This is a genomic window from Breoghania sp. JC706 (assembly GCF_037026715.1).
GTDB lineage: Bacteria > Pseudomonadota > Alphaproteobacteria > Rhizobiales > Stappiaceae > Breoghania.
This window is the reverse complement of record NZ_JBANCG010000002.1, coordinates 273153-289195: the sequence shown is the minus strand read 5'-3', so window position 1 is coordinate 289195 and position 16043 is coordinate 273153. Positions and strand designations below refer to the sequence as shown.

At 67.3% G+C, this 16043-nt stretch carries 4 protein-coding genes; 3 read left to right on the top strand and 1 reads right to left on the bottom strand.

The genetic code is table 11. The features are described from left to right. Positions 1–2 precede the first annotated feature (2 nt). From V2L18_RS04445 to V2L18_RS04435, 3 genes are read left to right on the top strand one after another with little or no spacing between them, the layout of a single operon-like run. Positions 3–1370: a hypothetical protein gene (locus V2L18_RS04445; RefSeq protein WP_336176605.1), complete on the top strand. Its 1368-nt coding sequence runs from the start codon at positions 3–5 to the stop codon at positions 1368–1370. Continuing rightward, entirely contained in the window at positions 1367–2806 is a 1440-nt protein-coding gene (locus tag V2L18_RS04440) for a hypothetical protein (protein WP_336176604.1), read from the top strand. Before V2L18_RS04445 ends, V2L18_RS04440 begins: the two co-directional genes overlap by 4 nt. Next, positions 2803–14538: a hypothetical protein gene (locus tag V2L18_RS04435; RefSeq protein WP_336176603.1), complete on the top strand. Its 11736-nt coding sequence runs from the start codon at positions 2803–2805 to the stop codon at positions 14536–14538. The genes V2L18_RS04440 and V2L18_RS04435 overlap by 4 nt, the downstream gene beginning before the upstream one ends. A 324-nt stretch (positions 14539–14862) precedes the next feature. Here V2L18_RS04435 and V2L18_RS04430 read toward each other — a convergent pair whose 3' ends face one another. Further along, positions 14863–16041: a PLP-dependent cysteine synthase family protein gene (locus V2L18_RS04430; protein ID WP_336176602.1), complete on the bottom strand. Its 1179-nt coding sequence runs from the start codon at positions 16039–16041 to the stop codon at positions 14863–14865. Positions 16042–16043: the final 2 nt, after the last annotated feature.

Here is a 16043-nt window from a genome sequence, read left to right as displayed (position 1 = left end):
CCATGACGGTCAGCGGCATCAACTTTCACGTGCTCGACGTGGGCCAGGGGGCCTGCAACTTCGTGGAGATCCTCAACGAGGACGGGCTCGTCTCGCACATCCTGCTGATCGACCTCGGCACGGTTTCCACCCGCGTGACCGCGCATGACAACATCGAATGGCTGAAGCAGCAGATCGAGGCGAACAACCAGTATCTGGACGCCCTGATCATGACCCATGGCGACAACGACCACTACAACCTGATCGCCAAGATCCTGCCGGCCTTCGGGCCGCCGGACGGCAACCAGATCGGCATGGTGCGCTATGGCGGACCGGACTGGCGCTACGCCGCCGGCAAGCTGATCGGGACGCTCGGGCTCTATACCGGCAACATCGGCGGCTTTACCCCGTCGCAGACGGGCTACGACCCGGACGAGGAGGAGAAGTGGACCCCGATCTGGCAGACGGGCCCGGACGCCGACGACGTTTTCCTGCAACTCATCATCGCGGACGTTCCCCATCCGCACGATCCGGCCAACCTCTACACAGTCAAGCGGCCGAAGATGAATGGGGAAGCTGTCAACACGAAGTCGGTCGTCATGGGGCTGCAATGGCGCAACGACTGGTTCGTCGCCACCGGCGACGCGACGGCGACGACGCTTGGCGCGGTCAACGATCTGCTGGAGCTTGAGACGGACCCGCTGCCCGCAACCCTAATGATGACGATGCCGCATCACGGCAGCCGCAAGACCACCTACGACCTGCAGAAGGCCAACAACATCCCGGACTTCGAGGCCCGCATGGTGGTGGGCGAGTTTCTCGACCTGTTCACGCCGTCGAGCGTTTCCATCAGCGCGGACGACAAGAATTTCCATCACCCCTCGCTGTATTTGACCCAACAGTTTTCAACGAAACTGAACCCGGCGACGGCTCCCCTGTGGGAGGATCCGGAGCTGGGCGGCGGCTATCACTTCCTGACCTCCTGGATCGATCTGGCGATCACACCCGTTTTTCTCGAGCCGCGCTGGCCGGCCAACTGGCTATACGGCACGACCAAGACCGCCGCGAACGTCTTCTGCACCTATTACTTCTCGAGCAGGCAATACAATTCCGAGAACTACGGCCAGTATATCGCCCCTCCTCTGCCGAGCTATCCGACGCAGGACTTTGAGGCGCAGGACGACGTGCCGGCGGGGCGCAACTGGCAGTTCAGCCAGGATGGGCATGGGTTCGCGGTGACCTCCACGCCCAATCCATCCCACCGGGTGAGAGCCGCGGCCGGGGCCGGGGGCGGCGCCCGCTCCGCCCCGCCGCGCAGCACCACCACGATGGCCGGCAGGGCGATCCGGGCGGCAGTCCCCCTCGACTCGGGCCGGAGGAGGCGGCAATGACGGTCGGCAGCATCACCTTCCATGTGCTCGATGTCGGTCAGGGGGCCTGCAACTTCGTCGAGATATTCAACGAGGACGGCGACGTCTCGCACATCATGCTGATCGATCTGGGCACCAATTCCAGCCAGAAGATCGCGACCGAGAACATCGCGTGGCTGCGCGAGCAGATCGAGAACAACAACAACTATCTCGACGTGCTGGTGCTGACCCACGGCGACACCGACCACTACAACATGATCGCCAAGATCCTGCCGGCCTTCGGGCCGCCGGCTGGCGACCAGATCGGCATGGTGCGCTATGGCGGACCGGCGTGGCGCTACAAGCGCGGCGCGCTGATCACAACGCTCGGCGGATACACCGGCGACATCGGCAGCTTCACGCCCAGCCAGAGCGGCTATGCGCCCGACGACGACCCGGTATGGGAGCCGATCTGGCAGACGGGAGACGAGGCGGACGACGCCTTCCTCCAGCTCATCATCGCCAACACGCCGCATCCGCGCGATCCGGCGAGCTTCGCCAAGTACCAGTCGATGAACGCGGAAGCCGTCAACACCAAGTCCGTGGTTCTGGGTCTGGAATGGGACGGTCACTGGATCGTGGCGACGGGCGACGCCACCTCCACCACGCTCGGTGCGATCGACGATCTTCTGGAGAACGAGGACGATCTTCCCAAGACCTTCATGATGACGGTGCCGCATCACGGCAGCCGCAAGACGACCTACGACCTGAAGAACGCCAGCGACATTCCCGACAACCTGGCGCGCGGGGTCGTCGACGACGTTCTCATGCGGTTCGAGCCCTACACCTATTCCATCAGCGCCGGCGAGAAACGCCATCATCACCCCTCAATGTATCTGGTGGAGCAGTTCGCCGACAACATCTATTCCGACGTCACCTATTGGGGCGATCCGGACCTCGACAACGGCCGGCATTTCCTGACGTCGTGGATCGACCTCACCGTGACAGGTCTGGCCGTCGCGCCCGCATGGCCGCCGGGCGCACGCTGGCAATACGCGACCACGCAGACGCGCGAGAACGTCTATTCCACGCTCTATTTCAAGGACGTCCAGTACAACCTGAACGACTACGACCGCTACATCGCGCCGCCTTTGCCGGCAGCGCCTTCCGGCGATGACAAGATCGACGACGTGCCGGCCGGCCGGAACTGGGAATTCCGGATGGACGACGAGGCGCTGCATGTGGGTTCCAGCGAGAACGAGGCGCGTGCCAAGGCCGAGCGGGCCGACGTGGCGCGCTCTGTCTTCGCCGGGCCACGGGCCGCCTTCACCACGGCGGGCCGCACCCTGCGTATGGCGGGCACGGCGTCATCGGTGATCCGCCTGCCGCGCCCGATCGCCCGTCTCGCCGCGCCGCACGCCGTCCCCGCCGTCACAACCGCAACCGGCCGCCTTCGCGGCCTTAAGGTGATCGCATGAGCCTTTCGAGCGTCGTCGCGGCGCTCAATGCCGCGATCACCAATACGGGCACGATCGATCTCTACGCCGCCTCAGGCGATGCGGCGCTCGCCGATCTGCGCCCGCTGCTGGCGCGCTTCGGCATCACCTCCAGTTTCATCGTGTCGTCGGCGCGGCTGATACCGGCCTCCACATCGGCGACGCTGAACGGCACGGCGACCTGGGGCCTGCCCGATGCGCCCGCGGCCAATCTCGGGCCCGTTTCCGTGCGGCTCGACTGCGTGGGTGCAGACGATGTCGCCTTCACGCTCGCCTTCACGATGACGCGGGCGGGCTGGACCTTCGGCGCGACCTTTGCCGGCCTGCCGCAGACGATGATGGTTCAGAACCAGTCGGTACAGCCGGGGCCGTCGTTCCTGACCGACATCCGGCTCGACAACGCCACCTTCAGCGGCACGACGAGCGAGGCGGCCGGGCTGACGCTGTCTGGCTCGCTGCCGCGCACGACGTTCTGGGAGCCGTGGGCGAGCCTCGTCACGCCGTGGCCGCTCCAGCTTTCGGGCTCGGCGGTGCTGCCGTCGAGCTACGACGGCGTGCCGGACCTGAACCTTCTCGCCACCTCGCCGACCGCCTCGATACCGCTTTCCAATCCGCTTCTGGAACTGGGCGGGCTGACGCTCGGCGATGTCGGCTTCGCGCTGACCTCCACGCCCGCCGATCCCGACGACCCGGACGAGATCCCCGCGTTTTCGCAACTGACGTTGACCGGCCGGCTGCAGGTGGGCGGGCTCGTCACCCGGATCTCCTGTCCGCTGCTTTCCACCGGAAACCTGTGGCACTTCCTGGTCGAATTCGAGAACGGCAGCATCGTGGAGGGCATGAACCAACTCGCCAAGCTGTTCGGGCTGCCCGCGCTGCCGACCCCGCCGGACTTCCTGCCGATCCCGGAATTCCGGTTCGACAGCATCGAGTTCTACGTCGATCCGGGACGTAACCTGACGGATTTCAGGGTCACCTATATCGCGGTATCGATCGTTTCCGTGAAGCCGTGGACGGCGCCGATGCCGTTCGTGGCACTCGAGGATGTCGGCATCAGTTGGGTGTGGGGTTCGACCCCGGTCCAGGGCACCCAGACGGGCTGGCTGGCGGCGACCGTGTTCGGCACGCTCGCCTTCCAGACCACCGATCCGATCCACATCGATTGCGGGGTCAACATTCCCGGCTGGTCGGCGATAGCGGGCTTGCGCGAGGGCGACGTCATCCCCATCGGGCAGGCGTTCCGCAACTATTTCGGCGATCCGGGGCCGCCGACGGAAAGCGACATGAACATCATCGGCCTTTCGGTAGAGGCCGATCCGCAGGAACAGTCCTACTACGCCTCCGCCGACATCATCTTCGGCGATCCGCCGACACTGTCGCTGGAGCGCCAGATCGACGGCAGCTTCATGCTGGTGGGCGACGAGGACCCGCCCGAACAGGGCTGGACCATCGACCTCGTCGTCACAACGATCACGCTGCGAGAGCTGAATTTCGAGATCGCGCTGGTGAGCGGGGAGCTTTCCGGCGGCATCGCGGCGACGTTCCTGTTCGAGGACGGCGGCACGCCCGGCGCGCCGCAGCCGCCGGCCTTCATGCTGTCGGCGGAATATCCCGGTCCCGCGGAGACGAACCCGGAGGGCTGGACGTTTTCCGGCACGCTGCTGCCCGGCGCCTCCATCGACCTGACGGCGATGGTCTCCCGTTTCCTCGGCCAAACGGACGTGCCTGACTGGGTGCCGACGCTCACCATCGACCGGCTCTATTTCTCCTTCAACACGGGAACGCCGACGGCCTATGCCTTCGGCGGCACGATTTCCGGGCGCTGGCAGCCGGAGATCTTCGGCACGACGCTGAAGATCTCCGCCGCGACCGCGCTCGACATGGCCAAGGCCGGCAACAGCGATACCGCGTCGGGCAAGCTTTCCGGCCTGTTCGCCATCAACAAGCTGGAGCTTTCGGCCGGGCTGACGCTGGGCGTGCCGGAGCCGACCTACCAGTTCCGCGTCAGCTTCGACGGCGTGTGGTTCCAGGCGTCCACCTCGTGGCGCGGAGAAGACCCGAACCGGCACCAGGTGATCAGCCTGCAACTCGGCGGGGTGACCATCGGCGATATTCTGGAATATCTGGTCAATCTCGCCGCCCCAACGCTTGGCTATTCGCTCGACCCGCCGTGGGACATCCTCAACCGCATCGAGCTGTCGCGCTTCACGCTGACGCTGGACCCTCAGGAGAGCACGGTCGAGTTGGTCTATGCGGCCAATGCCGATCTGGTGTTCATGCGGCTCGACACGATCGGCGTTCGCTATACGCGCGGCGAGAATTCCGGCGTGTCGCTGATCCTCACCGGCTCACTGCTGGGCCAGCGCTACGACGGCGACGATCTGGAATGGGACGTGATCGACGGTTCGCCGCCGGACCTGCCGGGAGCCGGCGAGGTGTTCATCCGGCTTCGCTACCTGGGCCTCGGCCAGCGGGTGCAGCTGACGCGGCTGCCGGATACGGTGGCGGAAACGCTTGCACTGCTGGAAGGCGAACTTCAGGAGCCGGAAGCCGGGCAGAACCCGCTTGCCGGCCAGGGCGTGGAATGGAGCCCTCAAAGCCAGTGGCTGATCGGCCTCGACGTGACGCTGCTCGATACCGTCGATCTCGGTTTCATCTTCAACGATCCCTGGCTCTATGGCCTGTCGATCGCGCTCGGCGGCGAGGAGGCCGGCAGCCTCGCGGGGCTTCGCTTCGAGATCCTCTACAAGAAGATCTCCGACACGGTCGGCATGTTCCGCATCGAGCTGTCGCTGCCGGAGGCCTTCCGCCATCTGGAATTCGGCGAGGTGTCGGTGACGCTGGGCGTCGTCGTGGTGGAGATCTACACCAACGGCAACTTCAAGATCGATCTCGGCTTTCCCTATGACCGCAATTTCGACCGCAGCTTCTCCGTGGAGGTATTTCCGTTCCTCGGTCGTGGCGGCATCTATTTCGGGCTCCTGAACGGAACGACCTCGCGTTCCGTGCCGAAGGTCACGAACGGCGACTTCTCGCCGGTGATCGAACTCGGCATCGGGCTTGCGGTGGGCGTGGGCAAGGATGTCTCCTTCGGGCCGCTGTCGGGCGGGATCTACGTGCAGGTGGAAGTGATCTTCCAGGGCACGCTCGCCTGGTTCCACCCGCAGGCGGCGGGCTCCTCCACCGACGTCTACTACTGGGCGCAGGGCGTCGCCGCCATCCACGGCAAGCTTTACGGCAAGATCGATTTCAAGGTCATCAAGGTTTCGGTGACGCTGGAGGCCTATGCGGCGGCGACCGCGACCTTCGAGGCCTATCGGCCGACGATCTTCGCGCTGGAAGTGGAGGTGCGCGCGGAAGCGGAGGTAAAGATCCTGTTCGTCAAGATCTCCTTCAGCTTCGAGGTGGATCTCGACGTCAGCTTCACCGTCGGCAGCGAGCGGCCGACGCCGTGGATCCTGAGCCCGGACCAGTCCGGCGATACGCTGACGGCCCCCTCCCCGACCCTGCTGATGCTGGGCGCGGAGCCGGCCTCGCGCCATGCCCAACGGCTTTCCTCGCGCGGACGGACGATGCGACGGGCGCGGCCGCCGCGCCGCCGGCCGGACCGGCGGCGTGCAGCACTTGTTGCCCATCACCGCAACCGGCTGCTGGCGCGCGCGGTGGCCGAAGGCGCGTCGTTCGACGCCGATATCGACACGCTCGACTGGCAACCGACGAAGGCGGTCTTTTCCGACGCGCCGCGCACCGCCTCGCTGTTCCTGCTGCCGTCGTTCACCGTGGGCGAGGTGCCGCTTTCCTGGTCGGACACGCCGCCGGAAACGGGATCGAGCGACTACCGCTTTTCCGTGCAGCTGTTCGCGCCCACCGGCGTCTCACCCGATGCGCTGAACGCAGCGCAAGGAAAGCGCCGCTCCGCCGCAATGACCATTCACGCCCGCGACGAGGACGACCTCGATGCGCTGGCCGCCGACATTCTGATCCAGGGCCTGCTGCTTTATGCGCTTTACGCGATCCCGCAAGGACCGGAAAGCCCAAGCGACACGGTGACGGCCGGTCAGCTTTCCTGGCTCGGCGCGATGCTGGACGATCCGGCCGCCGCCAGCCCCGGCTTTACCGCCGACATGCTGTCGCAGTTCTTCGACACCAACATCCATCTGGCGATTTCCGGCGTGCCGGAGGGCGATGATCCCGGCGATCAGGTGAGCATGGCGATGGCGGTGCCGCCGTTCCTGAGCTGGACGTCGCCGCAGACGGGGCCTGTCGATTTCGCCACCGACAACGAGATCGGCGCGCTTTATCTATGGGGCGTTCAGGTGGCGGCCGCGCTGTTCTCGCCGACCGGCACGGTCCCGCCCGGTCCGCCGGAGGATCCGCTCGACGACTATGTCTCCTTCGCCGAACATCTCTTCAGCGACTGGAACCTGCTGGTGGCGCGTTCCGCCGTACGCGAGGCGGCCGCACAGCTCGACGGGCGCACGCTTCAGGCGGCGAGCGCGACGGACACGCTGACCTCGCTCGCGCAAGGCCTGCCGACGGCGACGATCCCCTATCCGGTGCGACCGGGCGACACGGTGGAAACGGTCGCGGATACGCTCGGGGCTACGGTTGAAGAACTGACCTTCCTCAACCCCGGTCTCGCCGATGCGCTGCGCGACACGGCGCCGGGCGGAACCGTCGACGTGGTGCTCGGCATCTCGCCTCAGGTGCTGGCGCTGGACAACCCGGACGCGACGCTGAAGAAGACAAGCCTCGCGCTCGGCGATCTCACCGTACCCGTGACGGCGACCGACACGCTGAACGGGCTGGCGGCCCGCTACAACACCACGGCCGTGGCGATCATGGGCGTCACGGGGCAGGATATCGACGCCAAGCTGCTGGCGCCGGGGGCGGCTTTCGATGCCCCGGCGACCGACTGGACGACCGCACCGGCCGACTATTCGGCGCTCAGAGCGGCGGCGACCTTCTACATCCGCTATGCGGGCGTGCCAATCGGCGACGATCCGCAGGCGGGCCCGACGGCGTGGTACATGCAGGCGGTCGCCGATCTCAATGCGACGCTCCTCGACGGCACGGTGATCGATCCGCGTTCGCAGGAATTGCCGCCGGGCATCGCGCTGCAGATCCCGACGGCCTATCTCGATGCGACAGCGGCCACGACCGGAACCACCACCGTTCCCGGCGACACGCTGGCCCGCATCGGCGCGGCGCTGAACCTGGAACAGAACGAGGCGACGACGGCGGGCACCACCGGCTGGCCGGCGTTCCGCGACGGTGTGAGCGCGATCACCGGCGGGTTCTCCATTCCGGCCTATACGGGCGTCGCGGTCGCGACCGGCGAGACGCTTGCGACATTGGCCCGGCGCACCGTCGTCAACTGGGTGTCGGACGGCGCCAATCCGCCCGCATGGAGCGCGGACTGGGCGGGCCTTGCGGGCTGGATCGGCGCGGACACGATCCTTGCCCCGCTGGCGCTGATCACCGTGCCGGACGTGACCACGGACGACAGCACCACCTACACTTTCGCCAGCCTCGCAGCCGCCTTCGCCATTGCGATCAGCGATGCGGGCGGGCGGCTGGCGGACGTTGCCGGCCTCGTGGAGGGCGAGGCGCTGACGGTGAAGCACCTGCCGGCCGATACGGTGGAAAGCCTCGTCGGCCTCGTCAGCGCCAATTCGACCGCCAACATCGCCAGCGAAGCCTCGCGCATGTTCGCCTCCGGCCAGCAGATCCCCGTTCCCGAAGAGGGCGAGGACGGGCATGTCCATGCCTCCGACAGTGCGGTGGCGCCGCTTCTCGACGAAAGCCGGCAGCAATGGGACCTCGCCGTCGATCCCGACCAGCCGGATGCGGAGGCCCTCAGTCTGGAGATCACGTCTCAGGCGACCTGGATCACGCTCTTCGACAGCACTGTCGTGGGGTCGGGCGAGGACGAGACTGCCTTGCGCGCCCGTGTGCCCGAAGCCTTCTCGCCCGCGCTCAACCGTGCGCTCGCGTCGGGCCGGATGCTGCCTCAAGGCGCGGTGCTGCATGCGGCGGAGACGGACAGCCTCAGCTATTCGGCGACCAACAGCGAGGTGATCGCCGCGGTGCCGGCGACCTCGCTTGCCTGGGAGCCCTATCGCGGACCGGCGGCCGTCGCGGTCAAGGGCGAGAGCCCGGTCACCTACGGGCTTGCCGAGCACATCGCGCTGCAAACGGCAATCGCCCTGCCGGTGCCGGGGTTCGACCCGGCCGCCAACACGCTCTCCATCCATCCCTTCCCGGCGGAGCTTGCCGCGCGGGCGGCGGAGGGATCGGACAAGGCCTACATGGTCTATGCGGGGCTGACCGACAGCACCGATGCCGCGCCCTTCCCCAATTCCACCTTCGTCGCCGCCATCGCCTTCACCGTGCGCCGGGTGGCGGAGGCGCCGGGGGTCTATCAGCTCGACGGGGCGGACCCGGAACTGGTGGGGCTGCTGCTCGATCTCGTCACCTATCTCGCCGATCCCGACACGCCGGCCGGCACCGTCGCCCATATAGCCATGGCGCCTTCGGTCACCGCCGGAGATCCGGACGGATTGGCGCTCGTCGACGGCGATGCCTGGCTGATCAAGAGCAATCTTTCCACCATTTCCGTGCCTTCCGGCGGCCGCGCCTTCGTGGCGCGGGACGAGGACGACACGCTGCCGCTGGTGCGCGCGGACCTGACAACCCCTCAAGATTTCGCGCTGCTGCTGTGGGAGGGCACAACGGTCGGCGGCACGGGCTACACCTTCGGCGTCGATGGCGGCATCAGCGACGGCGCGTTCGATGCCAGCGATCAGGCGAGCCTGCAACTCGTCGTCATCGCCGGCGAGCAGCAGGCGGCGGCACCTTCCGGCCGGACGCTGCTGCCGTTCAACACCGGGGTGATCGCCGTCGATCAGGGCATCGCCGACGGGGCGACGCTGTTCGCGGAAGCCTACGAGAGTACCGATCCGGCCGATTTCGTCGCCCAGGCGCTGTTGCCGGCCGGCAGCTTCGGTTTCGACATGACGCTGACGCGGCCGATCATTCCGAGCGGCACCGTGGACCACGAGAAAGCGTTCCGCCAGCAATACAGCCTGGTGACGGCGATCTCGACCGCGTCCGACGATTGTCCCTATGTCATTCCGGCCTCGGGCCTTCCGGCGACGCCGCAGGCCTCCGACGGTGTTGAGCTTGAAGCGTGGAAGCGGGCGCGCGCGAAGCGGCGTCGTGCGCTGGAGGAAAGCGCCCCCTCCCCCTACTGGGCCTATCAGACGGTGCTGCCGGTCTATCGCTTCGGCCCGGTCTCGCTCGCGCCCGAGGTTGCCGGCCTGCCGCTTCCCGCCGACGATCCCTATCGCGGTCTAGGCGGGGCTTCGAGCGCGCCACAGGTGGATTTCCAGATCGGTTTCGGCGACATTCAGGGCAATCGGACCCTGCCCGCCGACAACACGCCGCTGCCGGTGCCGGTCGGCTACACCGATCCCCTGCAGGGGCCGACGAGTTGGCCCGCCGTCAACGCCTCGTGGGGCATTTCCAAGCCGGACAGCGACGTGACGCTGTCGATCACGTTTGCGCCCAAGGCGCAGGCGCTGATGCCATCCGTTTCCCAGCGCGGCGATGCGATGGTTCAGGCGGCCCTTCGCCAGCAGGCGCAATACGCGGCGATCTACTATCAGTACGTCCAGCCGAACATGAGCGTGACGGCGGAGACGACGCTGGCGGCGGGCTCCAGCCTCACGCTCTCCGGCGCGGACCGGCTGAAGGTGCTGGCGGCGGGCGGCTATCTCGTCGCCTCTGGGGCCACGGGTTACGGCGTGGTGCTGCCGGCCTCCGACACGCTCTCCAATATCGTTTCAAGCTACGGCATCGGCTGGGAGGCGCTTGCGGGCGTCAACGCCGACGTGCCGCTTTCCGCGATCTTCGGGGAGAACGTCGCGCTGACCGTGCCGGCCTACCGGGTGATGACGGCGGGCGCGAGCGCGCAGTCGATCGCCGCCACGCCGCAGACCGGCTGGCCGACGCCCACGGCAACCGAGATCCTGTCGGCGAGCGAGAACCAGGACGACCTGCCGCTGAAGCTTCAGGCCGTGCTCGCCTATCCGGCGCGCGCGGTGACCCTGCCGGCCACGGCGCCGGTGCTCGCGAACGTTGCGGCGGCGGAGGCGACGAGCGCCGGCTGGCTTGCCGCAGACAGCGCGGGCGACGCGATCCTCGTCAACGATTTCACCTTCACCGTGGACGGTGTGAACGTCACCGTTGGCCAGACGACGTTGCCCGGCGGCGGCACGGTCGCGACCTTCGCGGATGCGGTGCTGGCGTTCGCCGATCTCGGCATCCACCTCAGCGCCTACGATCTCGGCGAGAGCTATGCCGGTGAGACCGGCATGCTGATCGCCTCGGCCACCGCCCACAGCGCGCACTATGTGGTGGCGGGCGAGGCGACGCTGGCCGATAACCCGAGCGGCGCGGCGACGGCGGATCTCGTTTCCTCAAACCTTGCAACGCCTGATCTCTATGAGGCCGGGGCGCTGATCTATCTTGGCGATTTCGGCAGCGGCAGCCCCGCCAAGGTCACGCCCGGCGCGGGCGATCTCTTACGCGAATTCGCCGAGCGCTACGGCTGTCCGCCGGCGGCCCTTCTTGCCGCCAATTCCGGGCTCACGGTCGTCTCCGGCAACCGGCTCGCCATTCCCGGCGCGGCCATCTTACCCGGTGCGGATGCGCTGTTCGTACCCTATACGTTGCGCGCCACCGACACGCTGTCGGGCGTCGCGGCGGGATTTGCGCTGGCGGGGGATCCGGACAAGAAGACCGATCTCGCCGAGCGCAACCGCAACATGCCCGGCACGGTCACCCAGGGCCTCAACTTCGATGTGGACGTGGACGGCACGCAGGTGCCGGTCGACACCACGGGGCTCACCACATTCCAGGCGGTGCTGGAGAACGTGCAGGAGACCGCGCCCGCCGCTACCATGGCCGATGTCGCCACCGCCTTCGACACGGCGGGTCGGCTGGCGGCGGGCGGGCTGCTCGTCTGCCCACCGGTGATGCTCGCCGGCGACACGAAGCCTTCGGCCATTTCCGGGCTCTATGGCATCACGGGTGCGGCGTTCGGGCTCGCCAATGCGGGCGTTACAGGGTTGCTTGTGGAAGGCACGGAGTTGTCCGCCCCTGACCCGACGATCGCGGCGATCAGGGTGACGGCGAACGACACGCTCAACAGCATCGTCGGCCGGTTCAACGTCGCCTATCTGGAAGCGGACCTGCCGGCGACGGTGACCGTCGCTTCACTTATCGATGCCAACGCGGAAGTCGCGGTCTTCAAGCAGGGCGCCACGGCGGTGCTGCCGCCGGCCGACATCACGCTGACCTCAACCCTCACGCCCGCCTATCCGGGCCCCGCCTTCCCGCTCACGGTGGAGATGACGGTGGCGCGGCCTGCCGCGCTCGTCCATTCCGATTTCGCCGGCACGTCGGCTGAAAGCGCCACGGCAACCATCGCGGCGCCCGCCGCCGGCGCGTCGCTGAACTTCAACGCCTTCGAGGAGGCGCTGACGGACGCGCTGGAGGATCTGCGGCTCGCGACCGCCAAGATGCCCGACCACGCCGCCGACCTGTGGGCGGTCGATTTCGGCAGCGCCGGCATCACCTCGGTCGATATCGCGCGAACGGTGACCTTCGGTTCGGACAAGCTCGCCCGGATGATCGCGCTCGCCCCGCTTTACGGCGCGCTTGTCTCGCGCGCCGCGGTCTCCATCGAGCCGCTGGAAAACGGTAGCCTCGATCCGGCGCAGGCGGTAAACCAGGACTATCAGGGCATCGACGTGGAGATATGGGCCGGGCGGTTCCTGGCCGATTTCGACCGGATGCTCGGCCCGGCCAATGCCGCCGCGATCAACGCGATCGCGGATCTGCGGCCGCAGTTCCAACAGATGATGGCGGCAAAGCGGACGCTGCAGAGCGCCATTCCCACCGATCTTCAGGGCATTTTCCTCGTCAATCCGTCCTCCGGGCCGACGCTGCCGCGCGCGGTGACCGACCCGAACCTCGCCGACGGCATCGCCGAGGCGAAACGGATCTTCGGCGAGGCGCTGGGTGTCTCGCTGGCCTCCGGCTGGGCGACGGCGGCCCTTGTTCAGTACGACGCCACCGTCAACAGCGCGTGGACGCGGGCAACGGATCCCGACGGCACGGCCGCACTCTATGGCGAGGGCCGCAGCACGGACGAGCAGACAGGAGACGCCAACCGCAGCTGGCGGCTGGCGGCGGGCAAGGTCGACCTTGCCGAGACCGCACCCTTCCTGACCCTGCCGCTTTCCGTCTCCGATCCCGGTGCGCAGTCGCATGTGGCGCTCGATCTCGTCTACACGGTCTCCAACCTGGAGATCCATCGCAGGCCCGTGGATGTCGCGCCGGGCTACACCGCGTCGGACTGGCTGGCGATGACGCCGGTGCTCTCGGGCGACGAGATCCCGGCGGCGCTTGACGTCGCGCTCGGGCCGAGCGACGTGCCGATCCCGCTCAAGGCGTTTCCCGCGCTGCCGATCATCGTCTCGCAATCGGGCAACGGTGATCCGACCGTCCCCGTGACGCTCGACACGGCGGCGCTGTGGACCTTCGATTTCGTCTATTCGCATGAGCACGCGGCGCAGGATCACGTGGTTCTGACGGCGGAGTTCAACCTCTCCCCGCCGGTGGAAGGCCGCATGCTTGCCGGGGAGAACGAGGACCTGTTCACCGCGCTCGCGCAATACGTGGCGGTGTCGGACGACCTCAACGGTCTGCTGACGGGCCTGACCGATCCCAAGAGCACGGTGGATTCGGCGACGCTTTCGGCCGCCGTCACCACCTTCGCCGATCTCGCCACCGACATCGCCTCGCTGTGGACCGTGCGGCTTCCCAATTCCGGTGGGGCCGCGCAGGACGGTGGCGACGACTGGGTGGCGGCGGAGAGCTATCCGGTCTCCGCCGCGCTTGCGACGAACGACGGGGCACTTCAGAGCTACACGCTGACGCGGCTGGAAACGGAGAGCGGCGGCGATCTCGACTGGCCGGAGGTTTCGGCGAAGGCGCTCGACGGGAGCTGGGTGACGCTCGTCGGCCAGACGCCTTCGGGATCGAGCCGGGTGTATCTGCCGCCGTCGGACACGACGATCCTGCTGCCCTCGACGCGGACCTTCTCCATCGGCTGGCCAGGGCTCAATGTCGGCGATCGGCAGAACGCGCGCATCAGGCTGGAGGTGGTGCGCAACGCCGATCTTCTGGGCCCGGACGGCCCGGCGACGGCGGAGGCCTTCGTCTACCGCACGGCGCTCGTCACCGCGACCGACATCGTGACGCCGGGCATCACGCGCACCGATCCGCTGCCGATCACGGGCGCCAGCGTGGAGGCCGCCCTTCAATCGGCTTTCGACACGCTGTTCCCCGCGGCCACCCGGCCGGACGACCTCAAGCTCACCTTCGGGCTCTTCTACGGCTACACGCTGGTTGCCGGCGACGACCCGCTGGTAAGCGAGCTTGCCGTGGGACTGTTGCCGGACACGACGCTCGACAGCACAACGGCCGGGACCATTTCCGACGCGCTGACGGCCTGGCAGACATCCGTCAAGCCGGCGACGGCGGGCGGGCGCTGGGTGATTTCTGCGATGCTCTATTCCTCCTATGACCCCGGCAAGCGCGTGCTGCTCTCGCTGGAGCGGCTGAGCTACGAACTGGGGTAGAGGAAGGGGGCCTTGAGGGACGCGGCAGGTTCGGAGCAAGCGGCCTTACCCCCACCCCTGGCCCCTCCCCTCAAGGGGGAGGGGGACGGATGCGGCTCGCCCCGGGTATTGCGGCGGGTTTCGTAAGTGGATTTCGGAAAAGAGATCTGCCCCACGGCCCACCTCCCCCTTGAGGGGAGGTCGAACGGCTCCTTCAGCCGTTCGGGTGGGGGTCAGGCGGCAGGCTCGGAGCAAGCGGCTTTACCCCCACCCCTGGCCCCTCCCCTCAAGGGGGAGGGGGGCGCAAGCAGCCTGCCCTGAGCGTCAAAGCGCCTGCTCAGAATTTCAGAACGAGAAGCCTGCGCCGCCGAGAGGCGCCTCGAAGCGGCCGTGATCGAGGAAGGTCTCTATCGCCGACACATAGGGCGCGATGTCGAGGCCGTTTTGCTTGAGCCAGGCGTCGTCGTAGTAGGTGTCGGCGTAGCGGTCGCCCCTGTCGCAGACGAGCGTGACCAGCGAGCCCTTGCGCCCCTCCGCCATCATCAGCGAAGCAATCCAGCAAAGTCCGAGGAAATTGGCGCCGGTCGAGGCGCCCACCGGGAACAGCCGGCCGGCCAGAACGCGCATGGCGGCGATAGAGGCGGCGTCGGGTACACGGACCATGTGGTCGACCACCTCCGGCACGAAGGAGGGCTCCACCCGGGGCCGGCCGATGCCTTCGATGCGCGACCCCTGTTGGCCAGTGAGGCCACGGTCGCCAGACTTGTAGCAGTCGTAGAAGACCGAGTGCTCGACATCGACGACGCACAGGCGGGTGGCGAGGTTGCGGTATCGGATATAGCGGCCGATCGTGGCCGACGTGCCGCCGGTGCCAGCGCTCATCACCACCCATTCCGGCACCGGGTCGGGCTCGTGCTGCATCTGGGAGAAGATGCTCTCCGCGACGTTCTTCGTGCGCCAGTCGGTCGCCCGTTCCGCGAAGGTGAACTGGTCGAGATAATGCCCGCCGGTTTCCGCCGCGATGCGGCGCGCCGCGTCGTAGACCTCGCCGGCACGCTCCACGAAATGGCATGTGCCGCCGAAGCTCTCGATGGCCTCGACCTTCTTGCGCGAGGTTCCGCGGGTCATGACGGCGATGAAGCGCAGGTTCAGAAGCCGCGCGAAATAGGCCTCCGATACGGCGGTGGAGCCGGAGGAGGCTTCCACCAGCGTCGTGTCGCGACCGATCAGGCCGTTGCAGATGCCGTAGAGGATCAGCGAGCGGGCAAGCCGATGCTTGAGGCTGCCGGTCGGGTGGGTGCTTTCGTCCTTCAGGTAGACGGAGATCCCCGACAATCCGGCAAACGGCAAGCGGATCATGTGGGTGTCGGCTGAGCGGCTGGCATCCGACTCAATCAGCGCGATGGCGTTGCGCGCCCACTCGCGTTCGGCGCAGAGCGGCAGGTGACACGGCACCTGCTCCAATGGCGCGAAGAGAGGCGAGGCCCCCTCCAGAACCGCCGCGGAAATCACATCGTTGCCCATGG